The organism is Massilia aerilata, assembly GCF_042656905.1.
In the GTDB taxonomy this organism is placed as follows: Bacteria; Pseudomonadota; Gammaproteobacteria; order Burkholderiales; family Burkholderiaceae_D; genus Telluria; species Telluria aerilata.
The window spans coordinates 136,022-157,511 of the sequence record NZ_JBHSMZ010000010.1; the positions used below are offsets into that span (position 1 = coordinate 136,022).

Genomic DNA, 21,490 nt, shown 5'->3' on the forward strand with positions numbered 1-21,490 from the left:
GTAATGACAGCCCCGAATTGTGTCTTGCGAGCTCAGGCGTGGTAACGTAGCGGTCCAAAATGTGCCGGGAGGCGGCGGGACGGCAGTTCTGCGATATGAGATGAACAAGCCCGAAGAGAGTTTCCTGGCCGGCGACAGCGAGCTGGCTGCAGAGATCCTCGGCCGCGACTGGTCCGACACGCCGCTGGGCCCGATAGCCTCATGGCCGCAAAGCCTGCGCACCACCGTCAGCCTGTGCCTGGCGTCCAACTTCCCCATCAATATCATCTGGGGGCCGCAGCATACCCAGATCTACAACGACGGCTACCGTGTCCTGTGCGGCGACAAGCATCCCTTCTCGCTCGGCATGGACTACACCGAGTGCTGGGCCTCGGCCTGGGAAGCGCTCAGCGCGCCGTTCGAAGCGGCCAGCCAGGGGCGGACCTCCTACCTGGAAAACCAGCGCATGTTCCTGTTCCGGAACGGCTACCTGGAAGAGACCTTCTTTACCTTTTCCTTGAGTCCGATCCGCGACGAAAGCGGGAAGATCGGCGGCCTGTTCCACCCGGTGACGGAAACCACGGCCACCATGCTCAGCGAACGGCGCACGCGGCTGTTGCGCGACCTGAACGCCCAGCTGGGCGGCGCCGACAATCGCGCCGACCTGGTGCGCCTGCTGATGCAGACGCTGGCGCAGTTCGCGCTCGACCTGCCGTTCGCCCTGCTGTACGAACTGGATGCCGAGGCCGGGATCTACCGCCTGGCCGGGGCGACCGGCCTGGGACCGGGTTCCTCCATGAACCCGCAGACATTGGCGCCGGACGATGCCGCGGCCTGGCCGTTGCCGGCACCGTCGGCGGCGGCGCTGCGCGTCGACGGCTTGCGCGATCGCTTCGGCGATGCCGCCTGCGGCCCCTATCCGGAAGCGCCGGAGACGGCGTTCGTGCTGCCGGTCACGCAAGCGGGGGCGGCGCGTCCTGACATGCTGCTGGTCGCCGGCGCCAGCGCCCGCCTGCCGCTGGACGATGCCTATGCTGGTTTGTACGAGCTGCTGCGCGCCGCATTGGCCGCCGCCGTGGCAAAGGTGGATGCCATCGAGGCCGAACGCAAGCGCGCCGAGATGCTGGCCGCGATCGACCGTGCCAAGACCGTGTTCTTCTCGAATGTCAGCCATGAGTTCCGCACGCCGCTGAGTCTCATGCTCGGACCGCTGGAAGAGGTGCTGGAGGCCGAGCTGCCGCCGGCCGAGCGGGCGCGCCTGGAAATCGCCAGCCGTAACGCCATGCGCCTCCTGCGCCTGGTGAATTCGCTGCTGGACTTCTCGCGCATCGAGGCCGGGCGGATAGCGGCCGCGTATGTGCCGACCGACCTGCCGGCCTTGACGATGGAACTGGCCAGCAACTTCCGCTCGGCGTGCGAGCGCGCCGGCCTGCGTCTGGACGTCGACTGCCGGCCGTTGCCCGGGCCGGTGATGGTGGACCCGTCGATGTGGGAAAAGATCGTTCTCAACCTGCTGTCGAATGCCTTCAAGTTCACGCTCCAGGGCGGCATCCGCGTGACGCTGCGCGACGCCGGCGGCATGGCCGAGCTGCGGGTCGAGGATACCGGCGTCGGCATCCCGGCGGCCAGTCTCGGGCGCGTGTTCGAGCGTTTCTACCGGATCGAGGGACAGGGCGGGCGTTCGGTCGAAGGCAGCGGCATCGGCCTGTCGCTGGTGCGCGAGCTGGTGCTGCTGCACGGCGGCGCCATCGAGGTCGATAGCGCCGAGGGCCGCGGCACGGTGTTCACCCTGCGCCTGCCGTTCGGCGCCGCGCATTTGCCGGCGCATCAGGTGGCCAGCGAAGGCCTCGCTCCGCCCGGCGGCGGCCGGCTGGCGCAAGGCTTCGTCGACGAGGCCCTGCGCTGGCTGCCGGACGCCATCGCGCCGGCCGGCGGTCCGGCTGCGCGCGCTTCCGCCGGCCAGCGCCGCATCGTGCTGGCCGACGACAACGCCGACATGCGCGCCTACATCAAGCGCATCCTGGAGGAGGGCGGCTATGAGGTCGAGGCAGTTGCCAACGGCCGCCAGGCATTGGAGGCGGTGCGCGCCGCCAGTCGCGCCGCCGTGCTGCCGGAGCTGGTGCTGTCCGATGTCATGATGCCCGAGATGGACGGGTTCGCGCTCCTATCCGCGCTGCGCGCCGATCCGGCCATCGGCGAGGTCCCGCTGATCCTGCTGTCGGCGCGCGCGGGAGAAGAAGCGCGCCTGGAAGGCCTGGGCGCCGGCGCCGACGACTACCTGGTCAAGCCCTTCGGCGCGCGCGAGCTGCGGGCCCGCGTGGACGGCGCAATCAGGCTGGCGCGCGAGCGCCGCCTGGCGCTGCTGCGCAGCCAGGCCCACGCCGCCGCCCTGTTCGAGCAGACCACGGTCGGGATGGCCGAGGGCAGCCTGGACGGGATCCTGTTGAACGTGAACGAGCGTTACTGCACGATGGTCGGGCGCCGCCGCGAGGACGTCGTCGGCCAGCGCGTCGACGCCTTCCTGCATCCGGAAGATGCCCCGGACAACCGGGCGCTGTTCGACAGGCTGGTGCGCGATGGTAGGCCCTACGAGATCGAGAACCGCTTCCTGCGCGCCGACGGCAGCGCGCTGTGGGTCGGCAAGACCGTGACCCTGGTGCACGGCGCCGCCGATTCGCCGCCGACCGTGCTGGCCGTGTACATGGACGTCGACGCGCGCAAGCAGGCGGAGGCCGCGCTACACGATGCCGCGCGGCGCAAGGACGACTTCCTGGCGATGCTGGCGCACGAACTGCGCAATCCGCTGGCGCCGATCCGGGTGGCGGCCGAGATGCTGGGCATGGCCCAGCCGGACGCGGAGCGTATCCGCCGCACCAGCGAGATCATCGGGCGCCAGGTCCGCCACATGACCGCGCTGATCGACGATTTACTGGATGTCTCGCGGGTCACGCGCGGCCTGGTCGAGATAGGCAGGACGCCGCAGGATCTGCGCGCAATCGTTGCCCATGCGGTCGAGCAGGTGCGGCCGCTGGCCGAGTCGCAGCGCCACCGGCTGGTGCTCGATCTCGATCCGGCCGGCGGACGCGTGCTCGGCGACGAGAAACGCCTGGTGCAGATTCTGACCAACCTGCTCAACAACGCGGTCAAGTACACGCCGCCCGGCGGCACGGTAAGGCTGCGCACCGAGGTCGAGAACGAGTACGTGCAGCTGATCGTGAGCGATACCGGCATCGGCATCGCGCCCGAGCTGCGTGCGCAGGTGTTCGACCTGTTCGCCCAGGCCGAGCGCACGCCCGACCGCTCGCAGGGCGGTCTGGGCCTGGGCCTGGCCCTGGTCAAGAGCCTGGTGGACCTGCACGGTGGCCGCGTCGCCTGCCACAGTGCCGGCCTGGGCCACGGCAGTACCTTCGTCGTGCAGTTGCCGCGCCTGGCCGGCGACGACGCGGCGCCGGCCGCCAGCCCGGCCGGCACGGCCTCCCGGTCCAGTGCACGGCAGCTGGACATCCTGGTGGTGGACGACAATGCCGATGCCGCGTTCATGCTGAAAATCCTGCTCGAGCAGTGGGGACACCGGGTGCGGGTCGAGCACGAGGCCTTCCACGCCCTCGCCAGCGCAGCCCGCCAGGCGCCGGACGTCGCGCTGCTCGATATCGGCCTGCCCGGCATGGATGGCAATGCCCTGGCGCAGCGCCTGCGGACCGAGACCGGGAGCGCCGGCGCCCTCCTGGTGGCGGTGACCGGGTATGGCCAGGAGCACGATCGCCAGCGCGCGCTGGCGGCCGGCTTCGACCATCACCTGGTCAAGCCGGTCGACACGAACGAGCTGGCCGCCATCCTCGGACGGGCCGCCGCGGGGCAGTAATCATTGCGCGTGCAATCGTGCTGTTCAAAATCTATGCTATGGTTGGCCGCCTCTGAACAAGGTGTTTTGCCGAGCGTCGCATGCGGAGTAAAAAGAACATCGAGTTTGCCGCCCTGGCCGTCGTTCTCGTGATGGCGCTGGGAGCAGCCGTGTCCTACTGGATGGACCGGTCGACCACGGTCCTGGTCCATGAATTGCGCATGGAGCTGGAGCAGCAGCAGCGCGTCGACAACATCCTGGATGCGCTGCGCGATGCCGAAACCGGCCAGCGCGGCTTCATCATCACCGGCAACGAAGTCTTCCTCGAACCCTGGCAACATGCCCGGCAGACGCTGCCGGCGGCCATCCGCGAGGCCAAGGACAAGGCCGGCAGCGATGTCGAGCAGGCCAAGCTGTGGCGCATTGCGCGCCTGGCCGAGCTGAAGCTGGCCGAACTCGACGAGACCATCGCCATCCGCCGCGGCGAAGGTTTTGCGCAGACCGAAAAGCTCGTCAGCTCGATGCGCGGCAAGGCCACCATGGACGAGCTGCGGCGCCTGGTCGCGGCGCGGCAGGCGCGTACCGACGCGCGGCGCAAGGTCCTGCGTACCGAGATGCTGGCCGCCTCGCGCCGTTCCTTCACCGTCAGCCTGGCCGCCACCCTCATCAACATCTGCGTGTTCGGCGCCCTGCTGGTGGTGATGGCGCGCATGCTGCGCGAGCGCCGCGAGACCGCCTTGCAGCTCGAGCACAAAGCGGCGCAGCTGGCCGGCGCGGTCGAACTGGGCACGCGCCAGAACCGCGAACTCAGGATCGTCGCCGAGATGCTGCGCGCGGTCGAAGCCATGCCATCCAGCCTGGATACCGGGGCGGTCGTGGCGCGCGGTTTCGGCAAGCTGCTGCCCGGCGCCGGCGGCACTTTCTTCGCGCTGGACAGCGGCGACGCGGGCACGCTGCGCCAGCTGTCGCGCTGGGGCGACGCCTCCGCCCAGCCGTCCGAGATGACGCTGGACGACTGCTGGGCCCTGCAGCACCGCGCCCACTACAAGACCTCGGGCTGCGACGGGCCATCCTGCGCGCATTACCGCAGCCACGGCGGCGACGGCAAGGGCGGCATGCGCCTGTGCGTGCCGCTGGTCACGCACGACGAACTGGTCGGCCTGGTCCACCTGGAAGGCCTGGCGCGGGAAGCGGACGCGCGCGAACAGCAGGAGCAGCTGGCGGTGACGGTGGCCGAGCAGCTGGCGCTCGCCCTCGGCAACGCCAGGCTGCGCGAATCGCTGCGCCGCCAGTCGGTGCTGGATCCCCTGACGGGCCTGTTCAACCGCCGCTACTTCGACGAGACCCTCAGGCGCGAGCTGGCGCGTTCACGGCGCATGGCTTCGCCGCTGTCGCTGGTGGTGCTCGACGTCGACCACTTCAAGTGCGTCAACGACGGCTTCGGCCACGCCGCCGGCGATGCGGTCCTGCGCGCGATCGCCCAGCTGGTGCGGCAGTCGATCCGCTACTGCGACGTCGCCTGCCGCTACGGCGGCGAAGAGCTGGTGATCCTGATGCCGGACTGCGCGCAGCCGGATGCGGCGCGGCGCGCGGAAGCGCTGCGCGCCGACATCGCGGGGGCGCCGCCGATGAACGACGGCGCCGGCCCGGACGCCATCACGGCTTCGTTCGGGGTGGCCGAGTTCCCGCTGCACGGCCCCGACGCCGACTCGCTGTTCCGGGCCGCCGACCAGGCCATGTACCGGGCCAAGCGGGAGGGGCGCAACCGGGTGGTCCTCGCCGCCCAGCCATGAATTCGCGAAAATCGATATGCGCAAAATCTTTTAACTAAATCGGCATATTCAAACGCGAAAGCATTCGTAGGCGAGGGCGGCGCTGGCCAGCGTCGGCCTGGAAGCCCGCGCGGACGACTGGCCGGCGGTGCTGTCGGGCGGCCAGCGCCAGCGGGTGGCGCTGGCGCGCGCGCTGGTGCACGAGCCCCAGCTGCTGCTGCTCGACGAGCCGCTGGGCGCGCTGGATGCGCTGACCCGTATCGAAATGCAGCAGCTGATCGAGGCGCTGTGGATCGCGCGTGGCGATGCCTCATTTGGTGCATTGGAGAAACAAGTATTGGGCAGGGTCCTGGCCGCGCCCTGACGCGCCGCACGATTGGCACGCTTACCGGGAGAACACGGAATGATGGGGTTAAAATGTTCCCATGAAAATTCGTGTTGCGACCTACAACATCCATAAAGGCGTCTCTTCTTTCCGCAGCACACCGCGTGTGTTGGCGCTGAAGAAGGCTATCGGCATGTTCGATGCGGATGTCGTGTTCCTGCAGGAAGTGCAGGGCCGGCATGACCGCTACCAGGCACGCTATGGCGAGAAGTTGCGCAGTCCCCATCACCACTGGCCGGAGAAGGCCCAGCACGAGTTCTTTGCCGGCGAGGATCTGCATGCCGCCTACGGCATGAACGCGGTCTACGACCATGGCCACCATGGCAATGCGCTGCTGTCCTGCTACCCGATCGCCAACGAGCATAACCACGACATCTCCGACCACGCCTACGAGCAGCGCGGCATCCTGCACTGCGCGCTGGACACGCCGGTCGGCAAGGTGCACTGCTATGTGGTCCACCTCGGCCTGTTCGAAGGCAGCCGCCGGCGCCAGACCGACGCCCTGATCAGCGCGGTGAACGATTCGGCGCCGAACGGCGAGCCGGTCATCATCGCCGGCGATTTCAACGACTGGCGCAACACCCTGTCCGACTGCCTGCGCCTGAAACTGGGCGTGGTCGAGGTGTTCGACGAGCTGGAGAAGCGGTCTTCGAAGATCGGCGAGCTGGTGCGCAACGTGGCCGGCCGCGAGCGCCGCCTGGTGCCGGCGCGAACCTTCCCGGCCGCCATGCCCTGGTTCCGCCTCGACCGCATCTACGTGCGCGGCTTCAAGGTCGAACAGGCGCAAGTCCTGCACGGGCCGCAATGGGCCAAGCTGTCGGACCACGCGCCCATCGTCGCCAACCTGCAGCTGTCCTGAGCGCCCATGCGATCGGTCCCGTACGTCGCCAATAACGACGTCAAGCTGCTGGAAAGCGGCGGCAACTATTTCAAGGAGCTGCTGGCCGCGATCGACTCGGCCAGGCAGGAAATCCTGTTCGAGACCTATATCTACGCCGAGGACGCGGCCGCGCGCGCCGTCACCGATGCCCTGATCCGCGCCGCCAAGCGGGACGTCAAGGTGCGGGTGCTGGTCGACTGGTTCGGCACCGGCCGCCGCACCGCTTGCCGGCTGGGCGAGGAATTCGGCCAGCATTGCGTGCACTACCGCATGTTCAATCCCTGGTTCCGGCGCGGCGCGGCGCGCAGCCACCGCAAGATCTGCGTGGTGGACGGCGAGATCGCCTTCGTCGGCGGCATCAACACCAACGACGATACCCTGTGCGATTACGCGCCCTATAAACCGCTGCCGGCGCCGCGCTGGGATTTCGCGGTGCGCGTGCGCGGCCCGCTGGTGGAACGCATCCACCGCGAAGCCCAGGCCCAGTGGACCCGCGCCGGCCACCTGAACATCAAGCACCGCTACCACCTGTTCAAGGAAACCCGCAAGCAGGCGCCGGGGCTGGGCGAGCATCCGATGCGTGCCGGCTTCGTGGTGCGCGACAACCTGCGCAACCGCCGCACCATCCAGCGCACCTACCTGCAGGCGATCGGCCGCGCCCGCAAGCGGGTGCTGATGGCCACGCCGTATTTCGCCCCTGGGCGCAAGTTCCGCCAGGCGCTGGCGGCGGCGGCGCGGCGCGGGGTCGACGTCTGCCTCTTGATCGGGGTGGGCGAATTCCGCATGCAGGATGCGGTGGCGAGTTCGTTTTACCCGCAGCTGCTGGCGGCCGGCGTGCGCATCGTCGAATACCGCAAGACCCAGCTGCACGCCAAGGTGGCGGTGGTCGACCATGACTGGGCCACGGTCGGCTCCAGCAACTGCGACGGCCTGTCCCTGTTCGTGAACCAGGAAGCGAACGTGGTGGTGCGCGACGCCGCTTTCGCCTCCAGCATGGCAAAACAGATCGAGCGCGGCATCGCCGATGGGGTGCCGGTCGGGCTGGATGATTTGAAGCAACTCAGTTGGGTGCGCCGTACGGGCCACGAAATCGCCTATCTTTTGTATAAACTGACGATGCGGATCTTTACAATAGGCTATGCATGAGTGAGAACGACAACGTCCGGATCGACAAATGGCTGTGGGCGGCGCGCTTTTTCAAGACGCGCTCGCTGGCCGCGGAGGCGGTCGACCGTGGACGCATCAAGATCAATGCCGAGAACGTCAAACCGGCGCGTTCGGTGAAGCTGGGCGACAAGATCCTGATCGATAATGGCTCGACCCGCTGGGAAGTGATCGTGCACGGCCTGTCCGGCACGCGCGGCCCGGCGCCGGTGGCCCAGGCGCTCTACCGCGAAACCGAAGTCAGCCTCCAGAAGCGCGCCAACGACCAGGAGGCGCGCCGCCTGGCCCCGGAGCCCAGCAGCACGATCAAGGGGCGGCCCACCAAGCGTGACCGCCGCGCGATCGAACGGGCCGGGGACGAGCAATAGAACCGCGCCTCTAAACTTCCCGTTTGACATTTCCAGGCTGGTAGATAATAGTACGAGCGTTCGGATTTTTTCTCGATCCACTGGGAGCATCGTATCAATACTTCAGCCAAATCCATGGTCATGCGCAAAGGCGAGATGACGCGTGCAGCGATTCTCGACGTTGCGCTCGAACTCGCCAGCCGCGACGGCCTCGAGGGACTCACGATCGGCCTGCTGGCCGACCGCATGAACATGAGCAAATCGGGCGTGTTCGCCCACTTCGGTTCGCGCGAAGACCTGCAGATCGAAGTGCTGAAACTGTACCACCGCCGCTTCGAGCAGGAAGTGTTCGTCCCCAGCGTCAAGGAGCCGCGCGGCCTGCCGCGCCTGGAAGCCATGTTCAAGCACTGGCTCAAGCGCGTCTCGGTCGAAATCGCCTCCGGCTGCATCTATATCAGCGGCGCCGTCGAATACGACGACCGCCCGGGCCCGATCCGCGACGAGCTGGTCGGCATGGTGCAGATCTGGCAAAGCGCCCTGGTGCGCTGCGCCCGTCAGGCCGTCGACTGCGGCGACCTGAAAGCCGACACCGACCCGCAGCAGCTGGTCTACGAGATGTACGGCCTGGTGCTGGCAGTGCACCACGATGCGCGCTTCCTGCGCATCCCCGGCGCCCCCGACCGCGCGCACCGCGGCTTCGCACGCCTGATCGAGAATTACCGTAATCCCACTACCAAATAACCACCAATCATTACCTTCGTCAGGAGAACAACATGGGTCAGTACGTCGCGCCAATCCGGGATATGCAGTTCGTTCTGCATGAATTCCTGAACGTCACCGAAGAGTTCAAGAACCTGCCGGCGTACCAGGAAATCGACGCCGACATCATCAACCAGGTGCTCGAAGAAGGCGCGAAGTTCACGCAGGAAGTGCTGTTCCCGCTGAACCACTCCGGCGACCGCGAAGGCTGCCATTACGACGCGGCGACCAAGACCGTCACCACGCCGAAGGGTTTTAAAGAAGCCTATAAGCAATACGTGGCGGGTGGCTGGCCGGCTCTGGGCTGCGATCCGGAATATGGCGGCCAGGGCCTGCCTATTTCGCTGAACAATTCGTTCTACGAAATGCTGAACTCGGCCAACCAGGCCTGGACCATGTACCCAGGCCTGTCACACGGCGCCTACGAGTGCCTGCTGGAACACGGCAGCGAAGAGCAGAAGAAGTTCTACCTGCCGAAGCTGGTCTCGGGCGAATGGACCGGCACCATGTGCCTGACCGAAGCCCACTGCGGCACCGACCTGGGCCTGCTGCGCTCGAAAGCCGAGCCGCAAGCCGACGGCACTTATAAAATCACCGGCTCGAAGATCTTCATCTCGGCCGGCGAACACGACGTCTCGGAAAACATCGTCCACCTGGTGCTGGCGCGCCTGCCGGACGCACCGGAAGGCAGCAAAGGCATCTCGCTGTTCCTGGTGCCGAAGTTCCTGCCGAACGCCGATGGTTCGATCGGCGAGCGCAACCCGATCTTCTGCGGCGCCATCGAAGAAAAGATGGGCATCCACGGTAACTCGACCTGCCAGATGAACCTGGACGGCGCGGTCGGCACCCTGATCGGCCAGCCGCACAAGGGCCTGAACGCGATGTTCGTGTTCATGAACGCCGCCCGCCTGGGCGTCGGCATGCAGTCGCTGGGCCTGACCGAAGTCGCCTACCAGAACGCGCTGGTGTATGCGAAAGACCGCATCCAGATGCGCAGCCTGTCGGGCCCGAAGGCCCCGGACAAGCCGGCCGACCCGATCATCGTGCACCCGGACGTGCGCCGGATGCTGTTAACTGCCAAGGCCTATGCCGAAGGCGCGCGCGCGCTGACCTCCTACGTCGCGCTGCAGATCGACCGCGAACTGAACCACCCGGACGAAGAAGTGCGCAAGGAAGCCGCCGGCGAAGTCGCGCTGCTGACCCCGATCGTCAAGGCCTTCATCACCGACAACGGCTGGATCGCGACCTCGGAAGCGATGCAGGTGTACGGCGGCCACGGCTACATCAGCGAGTGGGGCATGGAGCAGTATGTGCGCGACGCGCGCATCAACATGATCTACGAAGGCACCAACACCGTGCAGTCGCTGGACCTGCTGGGCCGTAAGATCCTGATGGACAACGGCGCCAAGCTGCGCGCCTTCGGCGAAAAGATCAAGAACTTCGTCGAAGAGAACGGCCTGGACGAAAACCTGTCGGAGTTCGTGACCCCGCTGGGCGAACTGGGCGAGAAGGTCACCAAGCTGACCATGGAAATCGGCATGAAGGCCTTCCAGAACCAGGACGAAGTCGGCGCCGCCGCCGTGCCTTACCTGCGCGTGGTCGGCCACCTGGTGTTCAGCTACTTCTTCGCGCAGATGGCGAAGATCGCACTGGAGAAGAAGGACTCGGGCGACAAGTTCTACGAGGCCAAGCTGCACACCGCACGCTTCTACTTCGGCCGCCTGTACCCGGAAACCGCAATGCTGATTCGCCAGGCGCGTTCGGGTTCGGCGAATTTGCTGGCCATGGATGCGGATCTGTTCTAAGTAACACCATCACGTACCAACGCGTACACCCGCTACATCGACCCGTCATTCCCGCGCAGGCGGGAATCCAAGTTCAGCGCACCGTCAGCGCAAATAAACTTGGGTTCCCGCCTTCGCGGGAACGACGATAACTAAGGATTACGAGAGATGACCAATTTCATCGTCAAGAAAGTCGCCGTGCTGGGCGCCGGCGTGATGGGCGCGCAGATTGCCGCGCACTGCGTCAACGCCAAGGTCCCGGTCGTGCTGTTCGACCTGCCGGCCAAAGACGGCAATAAAAACGGTATCGTCCTGAAGGCCATCGAGAACCTGAAAAAGCTGTCGCCGGCCCCGCTGGGCAACAAGGAAGACGCCGCCCTGATCGAAGTCGCCAACTACGAGGACAACCTCGAGCTGCTGGCCGGCTGCGACCTGATCATCGAGGCCATCGCCGAGCGCATGGACTGGAAGCACGACCTGTATAAAAAGGTCGCTCCGCATATCGGCGCCAACGCGATCTTCGCCTCGAACACCTCGGGCCTCTCCATCGAGAAGCTGGCCGAAGGCTTCGACAGCGAACTGAAGGCGCGCTTCTGCGGCGTCCACTTCTTCAACCCGCCGCGCTACATGCACCTGGTCGAGCTGATCCCGACCGCGAGCACCCGTCCGGAGATCCTGGATCAACTGGAAACCTTCCTGACTTCGACCCTGGGCAAGGGCGTCGTGCGTGCGAAGGACACCCCGAACTTCATCGCCAACCGCGTCGGCATCTTCGGCATGCTGGCCACCATCCACGAAGCCGAGAAGTTCGGCCTGAGCGTGGACGTGGTCGACGACCTGACCGGTGCAAAACTCGGCCGCGCCAAGTCGGGCACTTTCCGCACCGCGGACGTGGTCGGCCTGGACACCATGGGCCACGTGATCAAGACCATGCAGGACACCCTGCAGGACGATCCTTTCTTCAGCCTGTACAAGACGCCGGACGTGCTGGCCAAGCTGATCGAGAAGGGCGCGCTGGGCCAGAAGACCGGCGGCGGCTTCTATAAAAAGGTCGGCAAGGAGATCCAGCGCCTGGACTTCGCCACCGGCGAATACGTGCCGAGCGGCGCCAAGGCTGCCGACATCGTCGGCCGCATCCTGAAAGAGAAAGACCCGGTCAAGAAGTTCAAGGCCATGCGCGAGTCGAGCAATCCGCAGGCGCAGTTCCTGTGGGCGATCTACCGCGACGCCTTCCACTACATCGCCGTCCACCTGGACAGCATCGCCGACAACGCGCGCGACATCGACTTCGCGATGCGCTGGGGCTTCGGCTGGAGCGTCGGCCCGTTCGAGACCTGGCAGGCCGCGGGCTGGACCCAGATCGCCCAGTGGGTGAAGGAAGACATCGAAGCCGGCAAGGCGCTGACCGATACCCCGCTCCCAAGCTGGGTCTTCAATGCACCGGTAGCCGAGAAGGGCGTGCACACCGCCGAGGGTTCGTACTCGGCGTCGAAGAATGCCTACGTGCCGCTGTCCGACCTGCCGGTCTACAAGCGCCAGGCTTTCCGCGCGCCGGTCGTGGGCAGCACCACCGTCGATCCGAAGACCGCCGGCACCACCGTGTTCGAGGACGAATCGGTGCGCCTGTGGCACTCGGACGATGAAGTGCTGGTCATCTCGCTGAAGACCAAGATGCACGTCATCGGCGACGGCGTCATCAAGGGCATCAAGCGCGGCCTGGAAGAAGCGGAAAAGGGCTACAAGGGCCTGGTCATCTGGAATACCGACGCGGCCGAAGGCGGCGCCTTCTCGGCCGGCGCCGACCTGCAATCGGCCCTGCCGGCCTTCATGGCCGGCGGCGCCAAGGCGATGGACCCGATCGTCAAGGAACTGCAGGACACCTTCATGCAGATGAAGTACTCGAACATCCCGGTGGTGGCGGCCGTGGCCGGCCTGGCCCTGGGCGGCGGCTGCGAGATGGCGCTGCACGCATCGAAGCGCGTGGCCTCGATCGAGTCCTACATCGGCCTGGTCGAAGTCGGCGTCGGCCTGGTGCCGGCCGGCGGCGGCCTGAAGGAAGCGGCAGTGCGCGCCGCGGGCGAAGCCAAGGGCAACGACATCCTGCAATTCCTGAAGACCGGCTTCACCAACGCGGCCACCGCGCAGGTGTCGAAATCGGCGCTCGAAGCGAAGGCCATGGGCTACCTGAAGGAAGACGACGTGATCGTCTTCAACCCGTACGAGCTGCTGCACGTGGCGAAGGTCACCGCGCGTTCGATGTTCGACGCCGGCTACCGCGCTCCGGCGCGCCGCCCGGTCCCGGTAACCGGCCGCTACGGCTGGGCGACCATCCGCGGCCAGCTGGTCAACATGCGCGACGGCGGCTTCATCTCGGCCTATGACTACCACCTGGGCGACACCATCGCCGAAATCGTCACCGGCGGCGACATCGACCAGGGCAGCTACGTCTCCGAGCAGTGGCTGCTGGACATGGAGCGCAAAGCCTTCATCTCGCTGCTGAACAATCCGAAGACCCAGGAACGCATCATGGGCATGATGCAGACCGGTAAGCCGGTGCGTAACTAAGTCGCCGACCACAAGGACTACTGACATGAGCAAACAACTTCAAGACGCATACATCGTCGCAGCGACCCGCACCCCGATCGGCAAGGCGCCGCGCGGCTTCTTCAACAAGACCCGGCCGGACGACCTGCTGATCGCCGCGATCAAGGGCGCCATGGCCGCCGTGCCGAACCTGGACCCGGCCCTGATCGTCGACGCCATCGTCGGCTGCTCGTTCCCGGAAGCGGAGCAGGGCTTCAACGTGGCGCGCCAGGCCGTGGTCATGGCCGGCCTGCCGACCACCGTCGGCGGCGTGACCGTCAACCGCTACTGCGCCTCGGGCATCACCGCCCTGGCGATGGCCGCGGACCGCATCCGTGTCGGTGAAGCCGACGTGATGATCGCCGGCGGCGTCGAATCGATGTCGATGGTGCCGATGATGGGCCACCACCCGTCGATCAACATGCGCGTGTTCGAGGACGAGAACGTCGGCCTGGCCTACGGCATGGGCCTGACCGCCGAGAAGGTGGCGCAACAGTGGAAGGTGAGCCGCGAAGAGCAGGACGCCTTCGGCCTGGAATCGCACCGCAAGGCCATCGCCGCCCAGCAGGCAGGCTTCTTCAAGGACGAGATCACCCCGGTCGAGATCGTGACCCGCACGCCGAACCTGGCGACCGGCGAGATCACCGTCAAGCGCCGCACCGTCGACCTGGACGAAGGCCCGCGCGCCGACGCCAGCATGGAAGGCATGGCCAAGCTGAAGCCGGTGTTCGCCGCCAAGGGCTCGGTCACCGCCGCGACCTCGTCGCAGATGTCGGATGGCGCCGGCGCGCTGATCGTCGTCAGCGAGAAGATCCTGAAAGAGCACAACCTGACCCCGCTGGCCAAGTTCTCGTCGTTCGCCGTGCGCGGCGTGCCGCCGGAGATCATGGGCATCGGCCCGAAGGTCGCCATCCCGGCCGCGCTGGCGGCAGCCGGCATCACCCAGGACCAGCTGGACTGGATCGAGCTGAACGAGGCCTTCGCCGCCCAGGCGCTGGCCGTGATCCGCGACCTGAACCTGGACACCAGCAAGGTCAACCCGATGGGCGGCGCGATCGCCCTCGGCCACCCGCTGGGCGCCACCGGCGCGATCCGCGCCGCCACCGTGGTGCACGCCCTGCGCCGCAACAACCTGAAGTACGGCATGGTCACCATGTGCGTCGGCGCCGGCATGGGCGCCGCGGGTATCATCGAGCGCGTGTAATCCACACGTAGCACGTAAATGGAAAGGCGCTGTGGGAACACCCCCAGCGCCTTTTTTACGACGAACGCCAGAACGTCGTCCCCCGCGAAGGCGGGGATCCAAGTTCGTCGCGCAGCCACAAACAACAAACGGAGACCTCCTGCATGGACATCCAGACCAGCACCGCCAATGGCGTATTGACCATCGAATTCAACCGCCCCGAGCGCAAGAACGCCATCACCGGCGCCATGTACACCGCCATGGCCGAAGCCCTGCGCGGCGCCGACCAGGACAGCGCTGTGCGCGCCATCCTCATCACCGGCAAGCCGGAAATCTTCACCGCCGGGAACGACCTCGACGATTTCCTCAACAACGTCGGCGCAGGCGCGATGACGGAAGACCGCCCGGTGTTCCAGTTCATGCAGGCGCTGGAAGGCTGCACCAAGCCCGTGATCGCCGCCGTGGCCGGCGCCGCCGTCGGCATCGGCACCACCATGCTGATGCACTGCGACCTGGTCTACGCCGCCGACACGGCCAAGTTCTCGATGCCCTTCAGCCAGCTGGGCCTGTGCCCGGAATTCGCCTCGTCGCTGCTGGTCGCGCAAGCCGCCGGCTACACCCGCGCCGCCGAGAAGCTGATGCTGGGCGAAGCCTTCGCGGCCCAGGAAGCCTTCGAGATGGGCATCGTCGCCAAGGTGCTGCCGGCCGCCGAGCTGCTGGCCTTCGCGCAGGGCCAGGCGGCCAAGCTGGTCAAGCTGCCGGCAGCCTCGATCCGCACCACCAAGGCGCTGATGAAGCGCTCGCGCGCGGCGCTGGTAAAGGACACCATCGCGGCCGAGAACGAGCGTTTCAGCGCGATGCTGGTGGGCGGCGAAGCGAAGGAGGCCTTTACCGCCTTCTTCGAGAAGCGCAAGCCGGACTTCAGCAAGTTCGACTGAGCGCCGTCGCGCCAGGCATCAGCGGCCGCATTTCAGGCGCAACCGTTCGCCTTCACGGGCGAATGCCCTCGCCGAGGCGCTGTCGCCGCAACGGTAGACCAGGCGCAGGCGCTTTTGCTCGCCCGGCGCCGGGTCACCGCATAGCTCGTTGTTGGCGACGACGGAGCCGCGGTTGCGCTCGAGCTGGTCGCGCACGGCGCGGCGTGCATTGCAGGTGGCCCCGCGCGCGCCGTACTCGGCTTCTTCGATATGCAGGCGCCCCCAGGCAACAGGACCGTCCGGCCCGCCCTGGCCGCCGCGGGCCTCGCGCTGGCCCGCCGCGTAACCGTCCTCGTAGCCGCGGCGATACTCCGCGCTCTGGGCAAATGCGGACGTGGTTGCGGCGGTCAAGGCCAGCACCGTGGCGATCCGCACGATGTTCCGATGTGCGATGTTCATGTTTTCCTCCCGTTCAGTCGATGAGGCATGCTAGCGCGCAGCGCGGCACGATTCCGTGCGCGCGCGTACATACAGCAGCTCATCCGGCAGGCGCCGCCACCGGGCCTGCCGCCGTATCGCGCACGCTGAAGCCTTCGGCTTCGATTGCCGCCCGCAAGGCATCCGCATCGGCCCAGCGCTTTTCGACACGCGCCCGTTGGCGGGCTTCGACCAGTTCGAGGACCGCGTCCGGCACGGCAATCGTCTCCGGCCGCCACGCCTCCAGCCCAAGACCAAGGGCCTCATCCAGCCAGGCCAGCGTCGCCTTCTGCACCGCCCCCGGCAGCCCGGATTTCAGCAGCTCCCAGGCCAGCGCCAAAGCCCGCGGCGTATTCAGATCGTCATTCAACTCCGCCAGCATGCGCTCGCGATAAGCCGGATCGGGTGCGCCGCCGGCCGGCAGCCGGTAAAAGCCGAGCCGCAGCCGCCCCAGTGCCGTCTGCGCCGCCTCCAGCGCCGCCCACGAAAACACCAGCTTCGACCGGTAGTGCGCGCCCAGGACCAGATAGCGATAAGCCAGCGGATCGAAGCCACGCTCAATCAAGGTCTCAAGCCGGATGAAGCTGCCATCCGCCTTCGACATTTTCTCGCTGTCCGCCAGCCGCAGGAAGGACCCATGCAGCCAGTAGCGCGCCGGCGGGTGCCCATGGCAGGCCTCGTGCTGGGCGATCTCGTTCGAGTGGTGCACCGGCACGTGGTCCTCGCCGCCGATGTGGATGTCGAACAGCGCGCCCAGGTAGCGGGTCGACATCGCCGAGCACTCGATGTGCCAGCCGGGGAAGCCGCGGCCCCAGGGGCTGTCCCATTCCATCTGCCGCCGCTCGTCGCCGCTGAACTTCCATAGCGCGAAGTCGGTCGGCGAGCGCTTGTCGCCGAGCTCGACGCGATGCCCGGCGCGCAGGCCGGCGATGTCGAGCCGGGCCAGGTGGCCGTAGCGTTCCAGGCGCGCGGTGTCGAAGTAGATGCCGTCCGCCGTGCGGTAGCTGAAGCCGGCCCGTTCGATCTCGGCGATGAAGGCAATCTGCTCCGGGATGTGGTCGGTGGCGCGCGCCCAGATGGTGGGCGGCAGGATGCGCAGGCGTTCCAGGTCGCGCTGGAAGGCCGCGGTATAGAAGGCGGCGATGTCCCAGGCGCTGCGGCCGGTGCGCCGGCTGCCTTTTTCCATCTTGTCTTCGCCGGCATCCGCATCCGAGGTCAGGTGGCCGACGTCGGTGATGTTGACGACGTGCCGGACCGCGTAGCCGTTCAGCTGCAGCACGCGGCGGAGCAGGTCGCCGAACAGGTAAGTGCGCAGGTTGCCGATGTGGGCGTAGTCGTAGACGGTCGGGCCGCAGGCGTACAGGCCGGCGTGGCCGGGGGCCAGCGATGCGAAAGGACGCGGGCGGCGCTCGTAGGTGTCGTACAGCTTGAGTTCCATCGGGTCTCCAAAATAAAAAAGCCACAGGAGACGGTTCTCGCTGTGGCCTATAGAAATCTGTGAATGTGCCAATGCAATCGGCAGGCTTCTATGGCCTGCGGTAACACGCTCCGTGGTGGGATGGTCGATTGGGCATGGGTTCAGTGTAGCATGTTAGTCATGCATGTCAGTCACGGTCTTACTCAGCTTTTGTCGCTGCTTCCGGATAAAGCTCGGGGAACAGGAACTGCAATGAGTCCAGAGGAAGTCCCCATTTTAATGGCCCTCCATGCGTATGACTTTCTAGTAATCCCGTGCGGAGAAGACTTGCAATCAGGGAGCGAGCGGTCCGTTCGCCCAAGCCGGTCATTTGTGAGAACTCGCCGCGCGTAACAGGGCCTGCTGCAAATACGTGATAGAGAGGCAAAATCGCTTCAGTTCTGACAGTTTTGTCAAACGCTGCGCGAAACGTAACGAGTGCGCCTATCCGCCGTTTCATTCCGTCCAGATCCAGCATTTTTCCCATATATTCGGCCTGGTCCGCGCAGATATCCAGGAAAAATCTGATCCAGCTTAAAAGTCCCGCTGTCGTTAGATTGCCTCGGCCGTCCAGATCACCCCGCCGAGATGCATCGGCAATCATCAACTGAGAATAGTATTCTTTCTGCTCGCGTGCCAATCCACGGCTGGGCGACCAGAGTCCGTCGGAAAGCGGCCATAGGGCGCAATGCGTTTGCAAGCGTACTGCTCGCCCATTGCCGTCGAGGAAAGGGTGTACCCACGCAGCGCGGTGATGCAAGCATGCTATGGCGATCAGTTGGCTGTCCCAACTTCTCTTACGATTGAATACGGTATCGAGCCGCTCCATGAAAAGCGGTAGTGAGGAGTAAGTTGGCGGAACATGTTCGCCCACTTCCACCTCATTTTCTCTGATCGCTCCCGGGCTCACAATTCGGTTGTCTTCAGTTGTGCGGTCTGCTTCTGAAAGGCGTGAGTAGAGAGCATGGTGAGCCTCGATCAGGAAAGCCGACGACATTGCAGGTACACCAGCCGCTGCACGTTCTTCCAGCTCTCTTTCGGCTTCAATATGTGCGATCGCAACCCGCTGCAAACGTGCGACATCCGGTTTGTCCGAGAATTCCTTCCGAAGTGCCCGTTCGATATTCAAAGGGTGAGTTCCCTGACCTTCGATCCGGTTTGAGTAGTACGAGTTCATCGAGCGTACCAATTCCCGAATAGTCCCGCGCGAACTTGGGTGCGCTGCGCCGCTCAAACGTGTGGCAGCCTGAGCAATTTCTGCACTTTTTTCAATCAGATCAGTCGGGATTGCGGATGGAATTAATGGTTCGAACTGATGAGGAGAATCGTACATTATTTTGCCGCCTTGTTTTTATAGATGGTTCGTTACTAAAGCTTTGATTTTTATGGGATTGTAACCTACTCCTTCAATTTTGCGTGTCTGCCTGCTGCCGCATGTTTTGCCGTAAAAAGACAGGTATGTCGAATCAGGGAGCGCTGGCGTACAGCCTGTGAATGAAGCATCGCTCTCGGTATCATCTCGATTGGGCGCTGGCGCTACTGCAGGAAATTGCCAGCAGCCGCGACCCGCTGCACAATGGATCCATGAACCTGCACCGTCTCGACCTCGTCTCGCTTTCCCTGTTCAGCCACATCGTCCGGTCCGGCAGCATCAGCAAGGGCGCCGAGGCCGCGCACCTGGCGGTCGGCGCCGCCAGCAAGCGCATTTCGGATCTGGAAGCGGCGGTCGGCACCGTGCTGCTGGAGCGCCATGCGCGCGGCGTGCGGACCACCGCGGCCGGCGACGCGCTGGCGCGCCATGCCCAGCGCATCCTCGGCGACGTCAACCTGCTGGCGGCCGAGCTGCACGACCATGCCAGCGGCATCGTCGGCGTGGCGCGGCTGTGGGCGAACACTTCGGCCATCACGCAGTTCCTCCCTGGCGACATCGCCGCGTTCTCGCGCGCCAATCCGGCGATCCGGATCGAGCTGGAAGAACTCAACAGCAGCGAAGTCGTGCTCGGCGTGCTGGAGGGCAGGGCGGACATCGGCATCTTCGCCGACCGCACGCCGGCCCTCGGCCTGCAGCTGATGCCCTACCGCGAGGACCGGCTGGTGCTGGTGGCACCAAGCAAACACCCGCTGGCGCGACGCCGCGCGCTGGCCTTCGACGAGGCCGTCGATTACGACTTCGTCAGCCTGTCGCAGGGCACCTCGCTGGCGCGCCGCCTGGAGGCCGAGACCGAGGCGATGGGCCGGCGCCTCAAGCTGCGGATCCAGGTGCGCAGCTTCGATGCGATGTGCCAGATGGTGGCGGCCGGGCTGGGCGTGGCGGTGCTGCCGGCCGATGCGGTGCGCGCCCTGGTGCGCTCGCTCGACCTGCGCCAGATCCCGCTGAAGGATGCCTGGGCGCGGCGTCAGTTGCTGATCGGTGTGCGCGATCTCGAGAGCCTGCCGCGCCACGCGCGCCAGCTGGTCGAACACCTGGCGCAGCCTGCCCAGTCCTGAGCCGATAAAGCCGCGCGCTTTCGCCGAGCTTTCGCGGTTCGCGAAAGCTGGGTTCATGCCTTTGCGCTTCTGCGTTTGAAAGGCCGGTGCCAGAATCGCCACCATGACGTCGTAGAACGTCGCCACGGCATTCACATGGAGACATCATGGACAAGACCCTCAACGCCCCGCTCGGCGCGGCAACCGGCACCACGCCCGAATTGGCGCGCATCGTAAACAAGGTGGCATGGCGCATCATGCCCCTCATCATGATCTGCTACCTGTTCGCCTTTTTCGACCGCATCAACATCAGCTTCGCCAAGTTCGCGCTGCAGAGCAGCCTGTCGCTGTCCGATACCGCCTATGGCCTGGGCGCCGGCCTGTTCTCGGTCGGCTACGTGCTGTTCGAAGTGCCCAGCAATATGATGCTGTACAAGGTCGGCGCGCGCCGCTGGATCGCCCGCATCATGGTCTCCTGGGGCATCGCCACCGCGCTGATGGCGCTGGTGCAGACCGAATGGCAGTTCTACACGCTGCGCTTCCTCATCGGCGCCATGGAAGCCGGCTTCGCGCCGGGCGTGCTGTACTTCCTGACCCTGTGGTTCCCGACCGCCTACCGCGGCCGCATCACCTCGATGCTGTTCCTGGCCTCGGCCTTTTCCGGCCTGGTCGGCGCGCCGGCCGCCGGCCTGGTGCTGGGCCACATGGATGGCGCGCTCGGCATGGCCGGCTGGCACTGGCTGTTCCTGGTCGGCGGGCTGCCCTGCATCCTGCTTGGCGCCGTGGTCTACCTGACGCTGAAGGACAAGGTCGAGGATGCCGGCTGGCTGGCGCCGCAGGAGCGCAGCCTGCTGGCCGCGCGCATCGCCGAGCAGAACCGCCATATCGGCAGCCACTCGCTGTTCGGCGCGCTCAAGACGCCCGGCTTCCTGACGCTTGGCCTGGTCTACTTCCTGATCCAGGTGAGTTCCTATGGCCTGAACTTCTGGGCGCCGCACATGATCCGCGCCGCCGGCACCACCAATCCAAGCATGATCGGCCTGCTCACCGCCGTGCCCTACCTGTGCGGTGCGATCGCGATGGTGGCGGTGGGCCGCCTGTCGGATGCCAGCGGCGAGCGCCGCAAGTTCGTGATCGGCCTGGTGGTGCTGGGCGCCGTCGGCTTCTGCTGCGCCGGCCTGTTCGACCACCAGCCGGCCCTGCTGCTGGCGGCGCTGGCCGTGATGGGCGCCGGCGTGGTGGCCTCGATCCCGGCTTTCTGGGCGCTGCCGCCAAAACTCGTGACCGGCGCCGGCGCGGCGGGCGGCATCGCGCTGATCAATACCCTGGGCCAGTTGGGCGGCATCGTCAGCCCGGTGATGGTGGGACGCATCAAGGATGTCACCGGCAGTACCACGCCGGCCCTGTATGCGATCGCGGCCCTGAGCCTGGTGTGTGCGGCGGTGCTGGCCTTCGGCCTGCCGCAGCAGCTGCGCCAGCGTGAACAAGCTTAATCAA

Annotated in this window: 15 protein-coding genes and 1 pseudogene; 13 read left to right on the top strand and 3 right to left on the bottom strand. The window is 65.9% G+C overall.

Going from position 1 to position 21,490, the window contains the following annotated elements:
* The first annotated feature begins 100 nt into the window (after positions 1-100).
* From ACFPO9_RS15190 to ACFPO9_RS15240, 11 genes and pseudogenes are all read left to right on the top strand, one after another.
* Positions 101-3,841 carry an ATP-binding protein gene (locus ACFPO9_RS15190; protein WP_379771957.1) on the top strand — a complete coding sequence of 1,247 codons (3,741 nt, stop codon included), beginning with the start codon at positions 101-103 and terminating at the stop codon, positions 3,839-3,841.
* A gap of 80 nt (positions 3,842-3,921) precedes the next feature.
* On the top strand, positions 3,922-5,613 hold the full coding sequence (locus tag ACFPO9_RS15195; protein ID WP_379771958.1) for a sensor domain-containing diguanylate cyclase: 1,692 nt from the start codon (positions 3,922-3,924) through the stop codon (positions 5,611-5,613).
* Between the two features lie 70 nt (positions 5,614-5,683).
* A pseudogene (locus tag ACFPO9_RS15200) lies at positions 5,684-5,956 on the top strand (ATP-binding cassette domain-containing protein); the annotation flags it as partial.
* A gap of 61 nt (positions 5,957-6,017) precedes the next feature.
* The gene (locus tag ACFPO9_RS15205; RefSeq protein ID WP_379771959.1) at positions 6,018-6,836 is read left to right on the top strand and encodes an endonuclease/exonuclease/phosphatase family protein; all 819 of its coding nucleotides are present in this window, start codon (positions 6,018-6,020) and stop codon (positions 6,834-6,836) included.
* 6 nt (positions 6,837-6,842) lie between these two features.
* Positions 6,843-8,003, top strand: coding sequence for a cardiolipin synthase ClsB (clsB, locus tag ACFPO9_RS15210; protein ID WP_379771960.1), 1,161 nt, complete (start codon positions 6,843-6,845; stop codon positions 8,001-8,003).
* On the top strand, positions 8,000-8,389 hold the full coding sequence (locus ACFPO9_RS15215; protein ID WP_379771961.1) for an RNA-binding S4 domain-containing protein: 390 nt from the start codon (positions 8,000-8,002) through the stop codon (positions 8,387-8,389). The genes clsB and ACFPO9_RS15215 overlap by 4 nt, the downstream gene beginning before the upstream one ends.
* 120 nt (positions 8,390-8,509) lie before the next feature.
* On the top strand, positions 8,510-9,109 hold the full coding sequence (locus ACFPO9_RS15220; RefSeq protein WP_379772144.1) for a TetR/AcrR family transcriptional regulator: 600 nt from the start codon (positions 8,510-8,512) through the stop codon (positions 9,107-9,109).
* Positions 9,110-9,141: 32 nt separating this feature from the next.
* Entirely contained in the window at positions 9,142-10,932 is a 1,791-nt protein-coding gene (locus ACFPO9_RS15225; RefSeq protein ID WP_379771962.1) for an acyl-CoA dehydrogenase C-terminal domain-containing protein, read from the top strand.
* A 147-nt stretch (positions 10,933-11,079) separates the two neighbouring features.
* The gene (locus tag ACFPO9_RS15230) at positions 11,080-13,476 is read left to right on the top strand and encodes a 3-hydroxyacyl-CoA dehydrogenase/enoyl-CoA hydratase family protein (protein ID WP_379771963.1); all 2,397 of its coding nucleotides are present in this window, start codon (positions 11,080-11,082) and stop codon (positions 13,474-13,476) included.
* Between the two features lie 25 nt (positions 13,477-13,501).
* Positions 13,502-14,698, top strand: a complete 1,197-nt coding sequence (locus ACFPO9_RS15235; RefSeq protein WP_230024528.1) for an acetyl-CoA C-acyltransferase — start codon at positions 13,502-13,504, stop codon at positions 14,696-14,698.
* A gap of 143 nt (positions 14,699-14,841) precedes the next feature.
* On the top strand, positions 14,842-15,615 hold the full coding sequence (locus ACFPO9_RS15240) for an enoyl-CoA hydratase (RefSeq protein ID WP_379771964.1): 774 nt from the start codon (positions 14,842-14,844) through the stop codon (positions 15,613-15,615).
* A gap of 18 nt (positions 15,616-15,633) precedes the next feature.
* On the opposite strand, the gene ACFPO9_RS15245 is transcribed toward ACFPO9_RS15240, so the two are convergent.
* The 3 genes from ACFPO9_RS15245 to ACFPO9_RS15255 all read right to left on the bottom strand — a co-directional run bounded on the left by ACFPO9_RS15245 (position 15,634) and on the right by ACFPO9_RS15255 (position 18,860).
* A complete protein-coding gene (locus tag ACFPO9_RS15245; protein ID WP_379771965.1) occupies positions 15,634-16,053 on the bottom strand; it encodes a hypothetical protein in 420 nt (139 codons plus the stop codon).
* A 79-nt stretch (positions 16,054-16,132) separates the two neighbouring features.
* On the bottom strand, positions 16,133-17,509 hold the full coding sequence (cysS, locus tag ACFPO9_RS15250) for a cysteine--tRNA ligase (RefSeq protein ID WP_379771966.1): 1,377 nt from the start codon (positions 17,507-17,509) through the stop codon (positions 16,133-16,135).
* A gap of 178 nt (positions 17,510-17,687) precedes the next feature.
* Positions 17,688-18,860, bottom strand: a complete 1,173-nt coding sequence (locus ACFPO9_RS15255) for a Fic family protein (RefSeq protein ID WP_379771967.1) — start codon at positions 18,858-18,860, stop codon at positions 17,688-17,690.
* A gap of 251 nt (positions 18,861-19,111) precedes the next feature.
* Between ACFPO9_RS15255 and ACFPO9_RS15260 the strand changes: the two genes are divergently transcribed.
* Positions 19,112-20,014, top strand: coding sequence for a LysR family transcriptional regulator (locus ACFPO9_RS15260; RefSeq protein WP_379771968.1), 903 nt, complete (start codon positions 19,112-19,114; stop codon positions 20,012-20,014).
* Positions 20,015-20,160: 146 nt separating this feature from the next.
* Positions 20,161-21,486 carry an MFS transporter gene (locus ACFPO9_RS15265; protein WP_379771969.1) on the top strand — a complete coding sequence of 442 codons (1,326 nt, stop codon included), beginning with the start codon at positions 20,161-20,163 and terminating at the stop codon, positions 21,484-21,486.
* Positions 21,487-21,490: the final 4 nt, after the last annotated feature.